The organism is Streptomyces sp. SID10853, from assembly GCF_010548145.1.
GTDB lineage: Bacteria > Actinomycetota > Actinomycetes > Streptomycetales > Streptomycetaceae > Streptomyces.
In genome coordinates, this window is record NZ_JAAGLN010000048.1 from 1 (window position 1) to 16,114 (window position 16,114).

Consider the following 16,114-nt stretch of genomic DNA (forward strand, 5'->3'; position numbering starts at 1 on the left):
GGTCGGTCAGGGCGGCGGCCGAGCCCGGGTACCGGGCCGGGTCGGTGAGTTCGCGGAGTTCGTCATGGGTGATCAGGCCGTGCAGGGCGGGCTCCGCCCGCAGTGCGTCGGCCAGTGCGAGCGACTCGGCGACGGCCCGACGGGCGGCCCGGGTGAGCAGCTCCCGGGCCGGGCCACGGCCGAGCAGACGGCCCAGCTCGGCGGCGATCCGTTCGCTGACCACCAGGCCCTGCGTGAGCCGGAGGTTCGCGGCCATCCGGTCGGTGAACACTGTGATCCCGCCGCTGAGTTCGGCCGCGAGCAGGGCCGCACCGCCGGTGATCCTGAGCAGGTCGCGCAGCGGCTGCCACTCGGCGTGCCAGGCACCGGCGGGCCGTTCGTCCTCGGCGGTCAGCGAGCCCAGCAGCACGGAGGCGAGCGCGGGCGCTCTGCGGGCCGCGCTCGCGATCAGGGTCGCCCGTACGGGGTTGCTCTTGTGGGGCATCGCGGACGAGCCGCCTCCGCCGCCCTCGGCCAGTTCGCCGATCTCGGTACGGGAGAGGACGAGCACGTCAGCGGCGAGCTTGCCGAGTGCGCCGGTGGTGAAGGCGAGGGCACCGCCCGTGTCGGCGACCGGCGTACGCAGGGTGTGCCAGGGCAAGTCGGGGGCGGCAAGGCCGAGTTCACCGGCGAAGGCGGCGAGCAGCCGGGGGCCACTGCCCGGCTGCTCGGCCAGCACTTCGAAGGCCGCCAGGGTGCCGGCGGCGCCGCCGAGCTGAGCCGGCGGCCGCAGCGCGGACAGCCGGTCAGCGGCGTCCAGTACGAGACTGCGCCAGCCCGCCGCCTTGAGCCCGAAAGTGGTGGGGACGGCGTGCTGGGTCAGGGTGCGTCCCGCCATCGGCGTCGCCCGGTGCCGGGCGGCCACCTGGCCCAGGGCCTCGGCCGTGCGGTGCAGATCCCCGACGATGCCCGGCAGACTGCGGGCCACGGCCAGCATGGCCGCGGTGTCGATGATGTCCTGGCTGGTGGCGCCCCGGTGCACATACGGGGCGGCCTCGGCGGACACGGCGGCGGTGAGGTCGGCGACGAGCGGGATCACCGGGTTGCCGCCCCGGCAGGCGCGCAGCGCGAGACCACGTACGTCGAACCGCTCGGCGCTGGCGGCGCCCGAGATCTCGGCCGCCGCCCGGTGCGGGACCTGGCCGAGCGCCGCCTGCGCGCGGGCCAGGGCGGCTTCGGCGTCGAGCATCGCCTGCAGCAGGGCGTGGTCGCCGGTGGCCGCTTCGACGGGAGACCCGGCCCGTACCGGATCGAGCAGACCGACATCGGCCGCTGCCCGCTCGCCGTCCGCGGGATGTCCGGCGGGATCTTCGGTGACGGATTCGGCGACGTACCGGGTGACGGATTCGGCGACGGATTCGGTGGGCCGGCCGGTGGGGTGTTCAGCGGAAGTCAAGGAAGACCGTTTCCTCGGCGCCCTGCAGGCGGATGTCGAAGCGGTAGGTGCGCGGCGCCGTTTCGGCGGCGACCAGAGTCCGCCGGCGGTCCGGGTCGAGCGAGGCGAGCAGCGGGTCGCTCCCGGTGGAGTCCCCGGGGAGGTAGATCCGAGTGTAGAGGTGGTGCAGCAGTCCGCGGGCGAAGACACAGACGGACAGATACGGCACGCCACCGGGCGGCAGGGTGCGCACCGCCCACCGGCCGTCCGCGTCGGTGGCGGCCCGGCCGAAGCCGGTGAAGGTGACGCCGTCGCGGCCCAGATGGCCTCCGGTCACCTGATCACGGCGCATCGAGCCCGGCGCCCCGGTCCTGGAACCGTCCGGCGCCGGCTGCCAGAACTCCAGTACCGCGTCGGGGACCGGCTCGCCCGCGCCGTCGACGACCCGGCCGTGCACGGTGAGGGTGCCGGGGTGTCCGGCCGGGGCGATCTCGGGGCCGCCGGGGAACGGCAGCGCGTATCCGTAGAAGGGGCCCACGGTCTGGGAGGGGGTGGGGAGCAGGGTCATCGGCCTTCCTCGATCCAGGTGGCGGCGGGGCCGTCGAGGACGATGTCCCAGCGGTAGCCCAGCGACTGCTCGGGGCACGACAGTTCATGCTCGTACCGGGCGACCAGGCGCTCCCGGGCTTCGTCGTCGGTGACGGACTGCAGGATGGGGTCGTAGGCGAAGAGCGGGTCGCCGGGGAAGTACATCTGGGTCACCAGCCGTTGGGTGAAGGCCGTGCCGAAGAGCGAGAAGTGGATGTGGGCGGGGCGCCAGGCGTTGGCGTGGTTGCGCCAGGGATAGGCGCCAGGCTTGACGGTGGTGAAGGAGTACCGGCCCTGATCATCCGTCAGGCAGCGTCCGGCGCCGGTGAAGTGGGGGTCGAGCGGCGCCGGGTGCTGGTCGCCCTGGTGGGCGTAGCGTCCTGATGCGTTGGCCTGCCATATCTCCACCAGCTGGCCGCGCACCGGGCGGCCGGAGCGGTCCAGGACACGGCCGGTGACGGTGATCCGCTCGCCCAGCGGCTCGCCCGGGTGCTGCCGTGTCAGGTCGGCGTCCAGTGCGGTGACATCAGTGATGCCGAAAGCGGGACCCGACAGCTCCACCGCCTCCGGGTCCTGGACGACGGCCAGGGGCTGACGTGGGTGGCGGAGCACGGTGCTGCGGTAGGGCGCGTAGCCGCGGGACGGATGGTGGCGGACCGCGCCGGAGCTGATGTACGCCTCGTGCTCCTGGGCGATCTCGCGCGAGATGTCGGGCTGGGTGAGCGGCATGGTGGACGGCTGCCTTTCCGGTACCAGGGTTACGGGAGAGCGTGCGGGCCGGCGCCCGGCGGCGGGTACCGCGAACGTGCCCACGAAAGCCTCTGTTCGCCCAGTGAACTTTCGTTCATAATTGCCTGGGCTTGAGTGTCCGCCGAGCTTTCGGCTCTGTCAACGGCTCCGGGTACGGTTTTCCCAGCGTCACCGGCCCGGTGGCCGCTCCAAGGAGGTAAGGCGATGCCGCAGGCCACGCGGGAGTCCGCAGCGGCACTCGCCGTACCCGGTGAGGCGCTCGGCCCGCTGGAGCGCGGTCTGGCCGTGCTGCGTGTGATGGCCGCCGACCCCGACCCCCGCAGGCGCGCCGGCGACCTGGCCCGTACGACCGGACTCGCGCGGTCCACCGTCGACCGGATCGCGGTCACGCTGGCCAGGCTCGGCCACCTCCGTACCGAGGGCCGTGATCTGCTGCTCGCCCCCCGGCTGATGGAGCTCGGCAACGCCTATCTGACCTCCTGCGGACTGCCGGACGCCCTGGAGCCGTACGCGGTCGCCCTCGCCGACGAGCTGGACGAGTCCGTCTCGATCGCCGTACCCGACGGCGACGGAGTCCGCTTCATCACCCAGGCCACCCGCAGGCGCGCCATGTCACTCGCCTTCCGGATCGGCGATCTGCTGCCGGCCGAACGCTGCGCACCCGGGGCGGTCTTCGCCGCCGGATGGGACGAGACCGACCGCGAGCGGTGGCTGGCCCGCCGCCGGGAGGACCCGCTGGACACCGGATTCCCCGCAGTGCCGCCCCGCCTCGCGCCGTCCGCGCCCGGTGTGACCGAGGCGGCGTTCGGTACGCGGGTCCGGGAGGCGGCCGCTGCCGGCTGGTCGCTGGACGACCAGCTCATCGAACCCGGCCTGGTCGCCGTGGCCCACGCCGTCCGCGATCCGTCCGGGGCCACCGTCTGCGCCCTGAGCGTCGTCAGCCACACCAGCCGACACACCGCCCGGACGCTCCGCGAGCACGCCCTGCCACGTCTTCGGCAGGCCGCCGCCGTCATGGAGGAGGCGCTCCGTACGCAATCGCGCTCCGGGCCGCCGCCCGCCGCGCCCGCCCCCGCTGAGGGAGCGGTGGACAGCGGGCTCAAGGCGGAGCTGGGCCCGGAGTTCCTCCAGTCACTGGCCAGGGGGCTCACCGTGCTGCGGGCACTCGGCTCGGCCCGCGGCGGCATGAGCCTGACCGCCGTCGCCGGGGCCGCGGCCCTCCCGCGTGCCAGCGCGCGCCGCGCCCTCATCACCCTGCAGTACCTCGGCTATGTGCGCGCCGACGGCGGCCTCTTCACCCTGCTCCCGCGCGTACTCGAACTCGGCTACGCCCGGCTGTCCCGGCTGTCCTTCGGCGAGATCGTCCGGCCGCACCTCGCCGAACTCGCGGGCCAGGTAAGGGAGTCGGCGTCCATCGCGGTCCTCGACGGCGACGAGATCCGCTATGTGGAGCGGGTGCCGACGGCCCGGATCATGAGTGTGGACATCACCGTCGGCACCCGGTTCGCCGCCTACGCGACCTCGATGGGCCGGGTCCTCCTCGCGGACCTGCCCGCCGAAGAACAGGCCGCCCGGCTGGAGCGCATCAGATTCGAGCCGTTCACCCGGCACACCGTGCGGTCCGCCGGGGCTCTGGCGGACATCATCGAATCCGTCGGGCGCGAGGGCCACGCCCTGGTCGACGAGGAGCTGGAGGAGGGGCTGCGCTCCGTCGCGATGCCGCTGCGGGACCGCCAGGGCCGCGCGGTGGCGGCCGTCAACGTCTCGCAGCATGCGGGCCGCGCCACCCGGCAGCAGTTCCTCGACGCCGTTCTGCCCGCCCTGGCGGCAGCGGTCGCCCGGATCGAGGCGGACCTGGCGGTCGCGTCCGAGCGGCAGCCCATCGCCGCGGGCTGAACCGCCCGGTGGCCGGGCGGTCCTCTCCGTATCGAATCCGGCGAGCGCCGGCCGCTGCGTGTGCCCACCCTCTTCCTGCCCCGTTCACGCGGCCTGGAAGCGGCGCAGCCGCAGGGAGTTGCCGACGACGAAGACGGAGGAGAAGGCCATGGCGGCCCCGGCGATCATCGGGTTGAGGAGACCGCTCGCGGCCAGCGGGATGGCTGCCACGTTGTAGGCGAAGGCCCAGAACAGGTTGGACCTGATGGTTCCCAGCGTACGGCGGGAGAGCCGGATGGCGTCGGCCGCGGCGGTGAGATCACCCCGTACGAGGGTGAGATCGCCCGCCTCGATCGCGGCGTCCGTGCCCGTGCCCATGGCGAGGCCCAGATCGGCCTGCGCGAGGGCGGCGGCGTCGTTCACCCCGTCACCCACCATGGCGACGCTGCGGCCCTCCGCCTGCAGCCTCTTGACGACGGCCACCTTGTCCTCGGGCATGACCTCGGCGATGACCTCGTCGATGCCGACCTCGGCGGCCACGGACCTGGCGACCGCCGTGTTGTCGCCGGTGAGCAGGATCGGGGTGAGACCGAGCGCACGCAGCCGGCGGATCGCCTCGGGGCTGGTCTCCTTGACGGCGTCGGCGACTTCGAGGACGGCCCTGGCCTCGCCGTCCCAGGCGACCGTGATCGCCGTACGGCCCGCCGCCTCCGCTGCGTGCTTGGCGCGGCCCAGTCCGGTGGGCAGCTCCATGGCCCAGTCCTTGAGCAGCTGTTCGCGGCCGACGAGGACGGCATGGCCGTCCACGACGCCCTGCACACCGAGGCCGGGGACATTCGCGAAGTCCTCGGGGGTGGCCAGGGGGCCGGTCTTCTCGGTGGCTCCGGTGGCGACGGCCTGGGCGATCGGGTGCTCGGACGCGTTCTCCAGCGCCCCCGCCAGCCTCAGCACTTCGGACTCGGTGGTCCCGTCCGCGGTGTGCACGGCGAGCAGGGTCATCCGGCCGGTGGTGACGGTGCCGGTCTTGTCGAGGACGATCGTGTCGACCTTGCGGGTGGTCTCCAGGACTTCGGGTCCCTTGATCAGGATGCCGAGCTGGGCGCCACGCCCCGTACCCACCATGAGCGCGGTCGGAGTCGCGAGCCCCAGGGCGCAGGGGCAGGCGATGATCAGCACGGCGACCGCAGCGGTGAACGCGGCTGTCAGGCCGGAGCCGGTGCCCAGCCAGAAGCCGAGGGTGCCGAGTGCGAGCGCGATCACGACCGGGACGAAGACGGCGGAGATCCTGTCGGCGAGGCGCTGGGCCGCTGCCTTGCCGTTCTGCGCGTCCTCGACCAGCCTCGCCATCCGGGCGAGCTGGGTGTCGGCGCCGACCCGCGTGGCCTCGACGACGAGCCGGCCGCCCGCGTTCAGCGTCGCGCCGGTGACGGTGTCGCCGACCGAGACCTCGACCGGGACGGACTCACCGGTGAGCATCGACGCGTCAACGGCGGAGGCGCCCTCCACGACCGTGCCGTCCGTGGCGATCTTCTCGCCCGGCCGGACCAGGAACCGGTCTCCCGCCTGCAGTTCAGCGGTCGGGATGGTCTCCTGCCGGCCGTTGCGCAGGACGGTGACCTCCTTGGCGCCGAGTTCGAGAAGGGCCTTCAGCGCGGCGCCGGCCCTGCGCTTGGAGCGGGCCTCGAAATACCGCCCGGCGAGGATGAACGCGGTGACGCCCGCGGCGGCCTCCAGATAGATGTTCCCGGCGCCGTCGCCCCGGGCGATCGTGAATTCGAAGGAGTGCCGCATTCCGGTGGTTCCGGCGGTACCGAAGAACAGCGCCCACAGCGACCACAGGAACGCCGCCGATGTGCCGACCGAGATCAGTGTGTCCATGGTCGCGGCGCCGTGCCGTGCGTTGGTGAACGCGGCACGGTGGAAGGGCCAGGCCGCATAGGTGACCACCGGCGCGGCCAGGGTGAGGCTCAGCCACTGCCAGTAGTCGAACTGCAGGGCCGGGACCATCGCCATGGCGATCACCGGGACCGCGAGCACCACGGCGGTGACCAGCCGCTGACGCAGCGGGGCCAGGGTGTCGCTCTCCTGCTCCGCCGCTCCGGCGGGCTCGCCGGAGGCCGAGGACCGAGGGGGTTCCTGGGCGGTGTATCCGGTCGCCTCGACGGTGGCGATGAGGTCCGTGACATCGACGTGCTCGGCGAAGGTGACCTTCGCCTTCTCGGTCGCGTAGTTGACGGTCGCCTCGACGCCGTCCATGCGGTTGAGCTTCTTCTCGATCCGGGCCGCGCACGAGGCGCAGGTCATCCCGCCGATCGCGAGCTCGACCGCGGCGGTGCCCGCCGTAGTCGTTGGGGTCCCCATGGCTTGCTCCTCGGGCTGGAAAACGGTTTATACCCCTGGGGGGTATCAGTTGCCTCCATGTATACCCCCCTGGTGTATGTGATGCAAGGGGTGGGCCGGTGCGGGGCGGACGGTGGGGGAGGTCCCGACGCCGAAGGGGCGGACCGGGTCGGTCCGCCCCTTCGGAGGTGCTGGGCGCTGCCTGGCGAGGCGCGGGGCCCGGCGCTGCTCATTGCGCCCCGCTGCTGCTCACCGCCTGCTCGCGACGGGATGGTGCGGTGGTGTTGCGGGGCTCATTTCTCCTCACGCCCGGCTCCCCGCCGAGTCCCGCCCGGTTCAGTCCCTCTCGGCCCGTCTCAGTCCTGGGTCCTGGCCTGCTGGTAGAGCTGGGCGACGCTGTTGCCGAAGTACGCGGCGTAGGACACGTCGTCCTCGTCGCCGCCGCGTTCGTACCCGCCGAGTACACCGATCACCGTGCCGGTACCGGCGTTCGATGTGCCGTCGACGACCCAGGGGCTGCCGCTCGTGCCGCCGGCGAAGTGGGTGCAGTGGATCCGCATCTGTGTGCTGCTGAACCGGGTGGTGCGGTTGCGGCAGGAGATCGGCGTATCACGGTTGTTGGGGTAACCGGTCACCTTGACCTTGTTGTGGAAGCCCCGGCCGATACCGAGCGCGTTGCCGCCGAGGATGTCCTGGATCCGCTTGCCGTCGTTGTTGCCGAGGATCAGGAAGGCGACATCGAGGTCCGGGTTCCCGTTCTCGGCCCAGCGGTCGTCGGCGACGACCTTGCGCACTTTCCACAGCCCGGCGGGCTTCTCGCCGGACCGGTAGGCGGGGGCGAAGACGAGATCGTCCCTGGGCGTCCCGTCGCTGTCGAAAGCGCAGTGCGCGGCGGTGACCAGCATGTTCCGGCCCGGACTGGTCACCACGCTCGCGGTGCAGAAGTGATCACCGCTGTCGTCCTTCTCGAACAGCGCGCCCACCCGGGCGTTCTGCTGCGTTCTGAGAGGCGTGTACGCGGTGCCGTCGGCGGTCTGCGCCGCCCGCGGCTGGTCCTGCTCCCGCGCCGCGGCACCGGGCATCCCGGGGCTGGTGTCGGCATGCCGTTGCGCACTGCTGGTCTCGGCCCCGGAGGCGTAACCCAGCAGTGCGAGCGCCCCGACGACGGCGAACGTCAGGGGCGCCAGAAGTTTCCTGTCCTTCGGAGCCACACGTCATTATCAGCAGGGCAGCGGCCCCATGCGTGCATTCGGCCGAACGCGTCGATCACGGTGTGCCGGCACGGGTGTGCCGGTCTGTCCCGCGCGTCCTCCCCGGCGGAGCGGCCCCCGGTCAGTGCCCGGCCTCCTCCGCCGCAACCGCCGGGATGATGCCGCCGAGCAGCACCGTCCGGCGCCGGTGGGCCGGCAGCCGGTGGTGCACCCGGTAGCGCTCGTCCCGGGTGGTGTTGACGGCCACCAGGGACGGCTCGGCGTCCGGTGCGAGCGCCGCGTGCAGACCCTCCAGGAGGATCTCGTCGCCCTGTCCGACCCTGTCGTAGTCGGCCGGGTCGTCGAATTCGAGAGCCAGGACACCGAAGTTGGCGAGGTTCTGCCAGTGGATCCGCGCGTACGATTTCGCGATCACCACCCGCAGTCCCAGATACCGGGGCGTCAGCGCCGCGTGCTCACGCGAGGAGCCCTGGCCGTAGTTGTCCCCGCCGACGACGAGGTGTCCGCCCGCGTCCCGGCACTCCGCGGCGCGGGACGGGTAGTCCGGGTCGATGCGGGTGAAGGTGAACTCCGCGAGGCGCGGGATGTTGGAGCGGTACGGCAGCGCCTTGGCGCCTGCCGGTGAGATCTCGTCGGTCGACACGTTGTCGCCCATCTTCAGCAGCACCGGCAGACGCACGGTGTCCGGGAGCGGGTCCAGGTCGGGCAGCGCGGAGACCCCGGGGCCGCGCTCCAGCTCCACGCGGGAAGCCTCGTCGGGCGGGAGCGGGGGCTCCAGCATCGCGGTGTTGACCGGCTCCGCCCGCAGCGCCTGGACCTTCGGGTACGCCAGTCCGGTCTCCGCCGCCCAGTCGCGCGGATCGGTGATGACACCGGTCAGGGCGGAGGCGGTCGCCGTCTCCGGCGAGCAGAGCCACACCGCGTCGTCCTGGGTGCCCGAACGGCCGGGGAAGTTGCGCGGGAACGTACGCAGTGAGTTGCGGCCCACCGCCGGTGCCTGGCCCATGCCGATACACCCCAGGCAGCCCGCCTGGTGGATCCGGGCTCCCGCCGCGATCAGGTCGAAGACGGCACCGGAGTGACTGAGGTCCTGGAGGATCTCCCGTGAGGTCGGGTTGACGTCGAAACTCACTCCGGGCGGGGTCTGCCGCCCGCGCACCATCTCTGCCGCCATGGCGAAGTCGCGCAGACCGGGATTGGCGGACGAACCGATCACCGCCTGCCCCACCGGCTCGCCCGCCACCTCACGTACGGGCATCACATTGCCCGGCGAAGTGGGCCGGGCGATCAGCGGTTCGAGCGCCGCGAGGTCGATCTCCTCGTCCAGGTCGTAGACCGCGTCGTCCGCCGCCCACAGCGGTGTCCAGGCGTCTTCGCGGCCCTCGCTGCGCAGAAAGGCCCGTACGGCGTCGTCGGAGGGGAACACCGTGGTGGTGGCGCCCAGTTCGGCACCCATGTTGGCGATCACGTGCCGGTCCATCGCGGACAGTGACGCCAGCCCGGGACCGTGGTACTCCAGCACCCGGTTCACCGCGCCCTTCACCCCGTGCCGGCGCAGCATCTCCAGGACGACGTCCTTGGCGCTGACCCACTCCGGCAGGGCTCCGGTCAGCCGGACGCCCCAGATGTGCGGCATGGTGATGCGCAGCGGGCGGCCCGCCATGGCCAGCGCGACCTCCAGGCCCCCGGTGCCGACCGCGAACATGCCGAGCGACCCGGCGGCGCAGGTGTGCGAGTCGGAACCGGCGAGTGTCCGGCCCGGGACACCGAAGTGCTGCATGTGGACGGGGTGCGACACACCGTTGCCCGGTTTCGAGTACCAGACACCGAGGCGGCGCGCCGCCGAGCGCAGGAACGCGTGGTCCTCGGCGTTGCGCTCGTCGGTCTGGATGATGTTGTGGTCCACGTACTGCACACTCGCCTCGGTGCGCACCCGGTCGAGACCGAGCGCCTCCAGCTCCTGCATGACCAGCGTGCCGGTGGCGTCCTGGGTGAGGGTCTGGTCCACGCGCAGCCCGATCTCGGTGCCCGGGACCATCCGGCCTTCGACCAGGTGGTCCTCGATCAGCTGATGGGTGACCGTGCCGTGCGCGTTGCGGCCGGGCCGCCCGGCCGGCCCCGCCTCCGCTGTCCGTGCTGTGTGCGCTGTCCGTGCCGTCTGAGCCGTGTCACCGGTGGCTCGCTCTGGCTGTCCGCTCGCCTCCATGCCGCACCTCCGACAGTGTGCCGCGTGCCCGGATGCCGTGTCCTGGCCTCTCCGGGCCCGAGTACCCCATTGTCCGTGGACATGGCGCTTCCTGCTCCCCGGGGCGGCTGTGCGGGGATGGCCCACCGGCAGACCCTGACCGAACCCCTGTACCGGTCAGGGCCGGGCCGGTGGCCCAAGTGCGATGCGCTCGTCCGCCGCCAGCGGCCATGACGTCAAAGCCGCAGGCGGGAGGCCATCTCCCGGAGGACGCTAGCCCGCCGCCGCGGACGCGCGGAACGGTGCCGGTGCACAAGTTTTCCCCGTCACCTGTCACAGCTGCACAAGCCGGCCCGCGCCCGGCCCTTCAGCCATCCTTTGGTCACCCTGCGGTGGTCACCCTTCGGTCAGCCGTCGAGCAGCCTGCTGTCGATGATGCCCAGCTCGGGTGAGGCGACATGGAGCGCGAGCACGACGTCGTGCGGCCCGTTGAATCCGTTCGCGCTGTCGTCACCCTCTGTGATCCGCCGGTGGGTTTCGATGAGGGGGCGCTGCAACACCTGCTCCGCCGTGGCCAGATGGGCGAGCACGGTCTTGTAGTGCAGCCGGAGCCGGTGCGCGGTCTCCTCCGTCCTGGCCCCGCAGATGACCCATGTCGTGACCGTGCGCCGCAGACTCCGGCGCCCGGCCGTGTCGAGCGGGGCCAGAAAACGGCCGGCCCACTCACGGCAGGGCGGCTGCCGCAACAGCTCGCGCAGACCGGCGTCCGGTACGGATGAGGCCGTGCTGTCCGCCGCCAGGTCGTCCTGGACGCGCAGCGCCAGACTCAGCACGGCCCGGTCGCCCAGGCGTCGCAGATCGAGCCCGAGCAGCTGAGCGGTGCGTGCGAGATGCGCCCGCACCGTATTGCGGTGCTGCCCGCTCAGCTTCGCGGCGCCACTGATACCGAAAGCGAGAGCCAGGCGTACGGAGTGCGCGATCTCCGGCCTTCTGCCCGCCGGAAGCCGGGCGAGCGGCTGGAGGAAACGCTCGGCCCAGGGGCACGCACCCGGCGGGAGCAGCCGTGTCAGATCGGCCTCCTCCTCGTACTCGGCGACCCGGCCCGTCCGGTTGCGTGCCACGGCGAGGGCCTGGGTCGCTTCCTCGTACGCTCCCGCGGTCGCCGCCAGAGGGGCCCGGCGGCTGGTCCCCAGCCGGTAGTCGGGAGCTTCGGCGACGAGCGTCATCAGCGCGTCGCGGGCCGGGTCCGCCGCCGCGTGGCCGTCGGGCGCCTCGGCGATGACGATCACCTGGCCGTCGTCGACCGGGCACCGCACCACAAGGCCCGTCTCGCGCAGCCGCTGCCTGCACTGTCCCGCGGCGGTGTCACGCAGCCCCGGCGGGCACTGGAGGATATGCACCCGCACCGCGGACGCCGCCATGGCGGTCCGGCTCAGCCGCAGCGCATGAGCCGTTCTCCTGGCCCAGGTGACCAGCCCGCCCATCAGGAGCTGCAGCACCGCGACTTGGGCGCTCTCCAGACCTTCAGGGCCGGTCAGCGGATGCCGTACGGCGCCCTCCAGGAAGGGGAGCACCCGTCGCACCGACTCCACCGCCCCGGGCGGGAAGTCTCCCGGCCGGGTCACGACGAGCACCGGGTGCGGCCTCGACGCCCCGAGCGCGTACAGCCGGATCTCGGCGCCTCCGCTGCTCGCCGCGGAGGCCGAGACGCGTCCCGTACGGAGCGCCTCGACGGCGCCGGGACCGGGTATCCGGGCAGCGTCCTCGTGGGGTGCGAGGATCTCGGCTGTGCCCTCCACCGCGGTGGACAACCAGCCGAGGAGCAGCCCGGCGTCGCCGCCCCTGTCCGGCCGGGCGGCCTCCACCAGGTCACTGAGCGAAGCCGCCTCGCTTTCGGCCGCCCGCAGGCGGAGATCGCTGATGATCCGGGCGGCGCGCAGCCAGGTCAGACCCGAGGCGAACAGCACCGGTACGCCGCTGTGCCGGGCGGCCGATGTCACCGAGGCGCGCGCGGCCGTTCCGAGCGGCCCGTTCACCAGGAGCCCGGTGGCGCCCGCTCCGGCGAGTGCGTGCAGCCGGCGGGCGGTGGCGTGCCGGTCCCGCAGCCAGGGCTCGGCGGCATCCGCGACGACCAGCAGATCCCGGATGTCGTCCCCGGCGTACGGCTCACTCGGCTCACTCGCGGGCACCGCACCGGCCACGGCCCGGTCTGCGTACTCCGCCAGGTCGGCCGGATCCGCCGGATCCGCGAGACCGGTGTGGCCTGCCGGGGCGTCGGGGCCGGCCGTGTCCCGTCCGACGCACCTCAGGAACTCACCCAGCGTGGGCAGGGCTGCCGCCCCGCCCCCTGTTCTCTCCACAGCCATCACCATGATCGTCGGTCTTCTTCCCCGCGGGCTTCATTCTCGGGCGTACGCCGTCAGGTGCAAGGGGGCATATACGTGGTGACGCCGGTGGCCGTGCACACCGGTCACACGGCCCCGTTCGAGTGAACGGAGCGCCGCGACCAATCCCAGCGGCGGACCCTGACGAAATACGCGCACACACTGGGAGACAGACCGTGGGCGCAAGGACACCTGCGGGCGTCCGTGGAGGCGCTGTTGAACGCGTGGTTGAACGCGCTGTTGAACGTCTCCCCGCGGGCAGCGGTGGGCCACGGGCCGTGCCCCGCCGCCCGGACTCTCTGCCAAGAAAGGCGTGTCGCATGCGAACGTTCCCCAAGCTCCTGGCCGCAAGTGCACTGATCGCTCAGGCCGTTCTGGGCAGCGCCGGCGCGGCGGCCGCCGCACCGGGTCCGGCGTCCGGACACCACGGGCCGTCGTCCGGTTCAGCGGACCAGGCGGGGCACCGGCTCGTCACCGAGATCCTGGGCACGGACCTGACGTCGTACGTGACCGGGGACGGCAGGCAGGGGACCGCTGCCTGAACACCGCCTTCCCCAAAGGCATCCGGGCCCGTCGGCAGCCGTGTCAGGCGGGACGCGGGCCGCTGCCGTGGTCAGATCCGCCAGGACCGGATGCGGTCGGCTGCGTCGTACGCGTCACAGCGCCCGGTGTCGATGTCACGGGCGAGATCGATCAGCGCTCCGTAGGGTGCGTCGATGCCTTCACCGGCGGCGTCCATGTACGCGACCACCAGGCCCACGCCGAACAGCGCGTTGCGTGCGGGCAGCGGGCGCAGCCGGATGACGGCGTGCATCAGAGCGGCGGCGCGCCAGGAGTTGTCGACCGTGGCGCCGACCCGGGGGGTGTTGACGCGGTGCCGGCCGACCGCGGCCACCAGGCTGGAGAAGTCGTGGATGTGCGGATGCTTCGGCAGGGCCTCCGCCTGTCGCTCCAGGAGCCAGCGGATGTCGACATGGAGCTCCACGTCAGGCGGCCCGCCCCGGTGCGTCGAGCAAGGACGGGGCGTCCTCGGGGAAGGCGCTGTCGAACGCGGCCGCGTTGTCGGTGACGAACGTGCGGAAGACTTCGGCGGCGCCTTCGAGACGGGGGTCGCGGACGGCGTCGTGCGCGGCCCGGGTGATCAGCGCGGTCACTGTGGTGCCCTCGGCCTCGGCCCGTTCCTTGAGCAGTGCGTGCAGCTCGTCATCGACCCTGATCGTCACTGGCTTTGACATACCCCGACCGTACAGCAAGGTGTACAGCACCGGTACGGGCCCGGCAGGACGGGTGGGGCTCCCGTACCGTCGTGTTCCCGACGGGAATCGGAAGGAACCGGTCCGCGGGGCCTCGCGTCGCCTCCGACATGACAACCAGAGACATGGACCTCCGGGCCTGTCCGATGGGCACCTGGGAGGCCGCCGACGCACTTCCGCACCCCCGATTACGGCCTGGGGTGCTCGCCTACCGGGGTTTCCGGCTGGCGCTCGACCACCCCCGCCTGCGCCTTGAGGCGCCGATCAGCGCCGCGACCCTGTTGCTCGCCTTCGAGGAACACCCGATCACGCTCATCCGCTCCGACCGTCCGGAGCGCCGGCTGCGCCGGACATCCCTCCTCTCCGGGCTGCGGACGTGCGCCACCCGGGCCGAACACGCCGGACGGCTGTACGGGATGGAGGTGAACCTGGCCCCGTGGATGGCCTTCGCGCTCTTCGACGCGGACCAGCACGACCTGGCCGCCGAACCGGTCGATCCGCTCCAGCTGCCGGGTGGCCGGATCGCTGCCCTGACGGACGCTCTGGCCGAAACCCCTTGCTGGCGGCGGAGATTCGGACTGCTGGACGCGGCACTGGCGTCCTGGGCGGCCACAGGGCCGCGGCCCGCCCCACAGGTCGTACGCGCCTGGGCCCTGCTCAACCGCTCCGGCGGGACACTGCCCATTCCCCGGCTGGCGGACGATGTGGGTTGGGGAGTAAGGCAGTTGGAGCACCGGTTCCAGCAGCAGATCGGTCAGTGCCCCAAGGCGGCGGCACGGGTGCTGCGTATGCAGCGGGCCCGCCGCCAGCTCGCCCTGGGCCGGCCGTCCGGAGCGGTCGCAGCGGCCTGCGGTTTCTACGACCAGGCCCATCTGTGCCGCGAGTTCAAGGCCATGACGGGGCTGACCGCCACCGCCTTCATCGGCGGCCGCTCGCCGGCCCGCCACGGCGGACCGCCGGTGGACCGGCTGCCGGGGGAGACCACCAGCCTCGTCCTCGCCGGATGAGACCGGATGAGGTCGGATGACCGGGGAGCGGGGAGCGGGGAGCGGGGAGCGGCGGCGGAGGGGGAGAGGGGCGCGGGGAGCGGAGAGGGGGACCAGGGGAGAGGAAGCGAGGGAGAGGCGTCGGATTTTCGCCGTTCGGCGGCGGTACGCGATTTTCTCCAATACGCGGCGGCCGGACCAGCGGCACCGTGGAAGGGCAAGGAGCCGCGACCAGGCGGCCATGAGCGCGAACCAGCGCGGAGCCGGCTCCGCTCAGTTCCACTCAGTACCACTCAGCTCTACGGGGGTTCAACCATGCTGTACCGACGTGCACTGATAGCGGCGGGAGCCGTCACGCTCACAGCGGGAGCGCTGCTCGTGGCGCCCACCGCGCAGGCAGCCGATGCGCAGCTGGCGTCCAAGACGGTCTACGTCTACGCCACCAGCGTCCATCTGCGCGAGGCACCGCGCACCAGCGCGACCGTTCTCGCCACCGTCTCGCACATCCACCTCACCGACTGGTGCCAGACCGACAAGAACACCACGCCGGTCGCCGACCCCAGTGGCGGAACCAACAAGTGGTGGAGCAAGGTCACGCTGACGACAGGCAGTGACGACGCCTGGGTCAGCAACGTCTTCCTGCAGGGCGGACGCAAGATCGCAGGCGTTCCCGACTGCTGAGAGTTCCGGGCACCGGGGGCGTCCGGGGGCGTCCCCGGTGCCCCCGGGTGTAGACAGGAGGACGGACCATGACTCGAATACGGCGCACAGTGACGGCTTTCGCGGCTGCGGGGCTGCTCACGTTCACCGGAGCGGCCACCGCGCACAGCGCCTCGGCCGCGCCGTCGGACGGGGTGTCGCCGCAGGCGGCATGTGCCTACTACAGCGGTAGGGCACTGACCGTGTACGGCGACCACGGATCGCATGTCTCCCAGGCCCAGTGCCTGCTCGCCAACTGGCACTATCTGCCGTGGAGCGGCGTGGACGGCGCGTTCGGGAAGACGACGCTGGCAGCGGTCAAGAAGTTCCAGAGCGCGCACGGCCTCAGCGTGGACGGAGAGGTGGGCGCCCACACCTGGGCGAAGCTCTACGCGTGAACCGGCCGGGACCGGCGCCGCCCGGGAGGAC

At 72.3% G+C, this 16,114-nt stretch carries 14 protein-coding genes; 5 read left to right on the forward strand and 9 right to left on the reverse strand.

Annotated elements, in window-relative coordinates:
• The 3 genes from pcaB to pcaH all read right to left on the reverse strand — a co-directional run.
• The coding region (gene pcaB, locus G3I19_RS12455; RefSeq protein ID WP_239074221.1) for a 3-carboxy-cis,cis-muconate cycloisomerase at positions 1-1,228 on the reverse strand (1,228 nt) is incomplete at its 3' end.
• A 193-nt stretch (positions 1,229-1,421) separates the two neighbouring features.
• A complete protein-coding gene (pcaG, locus tag G3I19_RS12460) occupies positions 1,422-1,982 on the reverse strand; it encodes a protocatechuate 3,4-dioxygenase subunit alpha (RefSeq protein WP_164263184.1) in 561 nt (186 codons plus the stop codon).
• A complete protein-coding gene (gene pcaH, locus G3I19_RS12465; RefSeq protein ID WP_164263186.1) occupies positions 1,979-2,731 on the reverse strand; it encodes a protocatechuate 3,4-dioxygenase subunit beta in 753 nt (250 codons plus the stop codon). Before pcaH ends, pcaG begins: the two co-directional genes overlap by 4 nt.
• Positions 2,732-2,956: 225 nt before the next feature.
• Between pcaH and G3I19_RS12470 the strand changes: the two genes are divergently transcribed.
• Entirely contained in the window at positions 2,957-4,648 is a 1,692-nt protein-coding gene (locus tag G3I19_RS12470) for an IclR family transcriptional regulator C-terminal domain-containing protein (RefSeq protein ID WP_164263188.1), read from the forward strand.
• 84 nt (positions 4,649-4,732) lie between these two features.
• On the opposite strand, the gene G3I19_RS12475 is transcribed toward G3I19_RS12470, so the two are convergent.
• The 4 genes from G3I19_RS12475 to G3I19_RS12490 all read right to left on the reverse strand — a co-directional run bounded on the left by G3I19_RS12475 (position 4,733) and on the right by G3I19_RS12490 (position 12,729).
• Positions 4,733-6,988 carry a heavy metal translocating P-type ATPase gene (locus G3I19_RS12475; protein ID WP_164263190.1) on the reverse strand — a complete coding sequence of 752 codons (2,256 nt, stop codon included), beginning with the start codon at positions 6,986-6,988 and terminating at the stop codon, positions 4,733-4,735.
• A 335-nt stretch (positions 6,989-7,323) separates the two neighbouring features.
• A complete protein-coding gene (locus G3I19_RS12480; RefSeq protein ID WP_343235078.1) occupies positions 7,324-8,178 on the reverse strand; it encodes a trypsin-like serine protease in 855 nt (284 codons plus the stop codon).
• A 121-nt stretch (positions 8,179-8,299) separates the two neighbouring features.
• The gene (locus G3I19_RS12485; RefSeq protein ID WP_164263192.1) at positions 8,300-10,384 is read right to left on the reverse strand and encodes an aconitate hydratase; all 2,085 of its coding nucleotides are present in this window, start codon (positions 10,382-10,384) and stop codon (positions 8,300-8,302) included.
• Between the two features lie 386 nt (positions 10,385-10,770).
• Positions 10,771-12,729, reverse strand: coding sequence for a helix-turn-helix domain-containing protein (locus tag G3I19_RS12490; RefSeq protein ID WP_164263194.1), 1,959 nt, complete (start codon positions 12,727-12,729; stop codon positions 10,771-10,773).
• A gap of 338 nt (positions 12,730-13,067) precedes the next feature.
• Here G3I19_RS12490 and G3I19_RS12495 point away from each other — a divergent pair, with 338 nt between their 5' ends.
• Positions 13,068-13,289, forward strand: a complete 222-nt coding sequence (locus G3I19_RS12495) for a hypothetical protein (protein ID WP_164263196.1) — start codon at positions 13,068-13,070, stop codon at positions 13,287-13,289.
• Positions 13,290-13,360: 71 nt separating this feature from the next.
• On the opposite strand, the gene G3I19_RS12500 is transcribed toward G3I19_RS12495, so the two are convergent.
• Together G3I19_RS12500 and G3I19_RS12505 are read right to left on the reverse strand one after the other, a co-directional pair.
• A complete protein-coding gene (locus G3I19_RS12500; protein ID WP_164263198.1) occupies positions 13,361-13,732 on the reverse strand; it encodes a toxin Doc in 372 nt (123 codons plus the stop codon).
• A 1-nt stretch (position 13,733) separates the two neighbouring features.
• The gene (locus tag G3I19_RS12505; protein WP_164263200.1) at positions 13,734-13,982 is read right to left on the reverse strand and encodes a ribbon-helix-helix protein, CopG family; all 249 of its coding nucleotides are present in this window, start codon (positions 13,980-13,982) and stop codon (positions 13,734-13,736) included.
• Positions 13,983-14,110: 128 nt separating this feature from the next.
• Here G3I19_RS12505 and G3I19_RS12510 point away from each other — a divergent pair, with 128 nt between their 5' ends.
• The 3 genes from G3I19_RS12510 to G3I19_RS12520 all read left to right on the forward strand — a co-directional run bounded on the left by G3I19_RS12510 (position 14,111) and on the right by G3I19_RS12520 (position 16,083).
• Complete coding sequence (locus tag G3I19_RS12510) at positions 14,111-15,007, forward strand: helix-turn-helix transcriptional regulator (protein WP_239074217.1); 897 nt, start codon at positions 14,111-14,113, stop codon at positions 15,005-15,007.
• Positions 15,008-15,301: 294 nt separating this feature from the next.
• A complete protein-coding gene (locus tag G3I19_RS12515) occupies positions 15,302-15,667 on the forward strand; it encodes a peptidase M23 (RefSeq protein ID WP_164263202.1) in 366 nt (121 codons plus the stop codon).
• A 68-nt stretch (positions 15,668-15,735) separates the two neighbouring features.
• Complete coding sequence (locus G3I19_RS12520) at positions 15,736-16,083, forward strand: peptidoglycan-binding domain-containing protein (protein WP_164263204.1); 348 nt, start codon at positions 15,736-15,738, stop codon at positions 16,081-16,083.
• Positions 16,084-16,114 lie beyond the last annotated feature (31 nt).

What these genes read in the sequence shown, in the direction of transcription:
- G3I19_RS12490 (WP_164263194.1), bottom strand. Translation starts at nt 12,729, where the DNA reads ATGGCTGTGGAGAGAACAGGGGGCGGGGCGGCAGCCCTGCCCACGCTG.
- G3I19_RS12495 (WP_164263196.1), top strand. Translation starts at nt 13,068, where the DNA reads ATGCGAACGTTCCCCAAGCTCCTGGCCGCAAGTGCACTGATCGCTCAG.
- pcaG (WP_164263184.1), bottom strand. Translation starts at nt 1,982, where the DNA reads ATGACCCTGCTCCCCACCCCCTCCCAGACCGTGGGCCCCTTCTACGGA.
- G3I19_RS12510 (WP_239074217.1), top strand. Translation starts at nt 14,111, where the DNA reads ATGACAACCAGAGACATGGACCTCCGGGCCTGTCCGATGGGCACCTGG.
- G3I19_RS12515 (WP_164263202.1), top strand. Translation starts at nt 15,302, where the DNA reads ATGCTGTACCGACGTGCACTGATAGCGGCGGGAGCCGTCACGCTCACA.
- G3I19_RS12470 (WP_164263188.1), top strand. Translation starts at nt 2,957, where the DNA reads ATGCCGCAGGCCACGCGGGAGTCCGCAGCGGCACTCGCCGTACCCGGT.
- G3I19_RS12505 (WP_164263200.1), bottom strand. Translation starts at nt 13,982, where the DNA reads ATGTCAAAGCCAGTGACGATCAGGGTCGATGACGAGCTGCACGCACTG.
- G3I19_RS12520 (WP_164263204.1), top strand. Translation starts at nt 15,736, where the DNA reads ATGACTCGAATACGGCGCACAGTGACGGCTTTCGCGGCTGCGGGGCTG.
- G3I19_RS12485 (WP_164263192.1), bottom strand. Translation starts at nt 10,384, where the DNA reads ATGGAGGCGAGCGGACAGCCAGAGCGAGCCACCGGTGACACGGCTCAG.
- pcaH (WP_164263186.1), bottom strand. Translation starts at nt 2,731, where the DNA reads ATGCCGCTCACCCAGCCCGACATCTCGCGCGAGATCGCCCAGGAGCAC.
- G3I19_RS12475 (WP_164263190.1), bottom strand. Translation starts at nt 6,988, where the DNA reads ATGGGGACCCCAACGACTACGGCGGGCACCGCCGCGGTCGAGCTCGCG.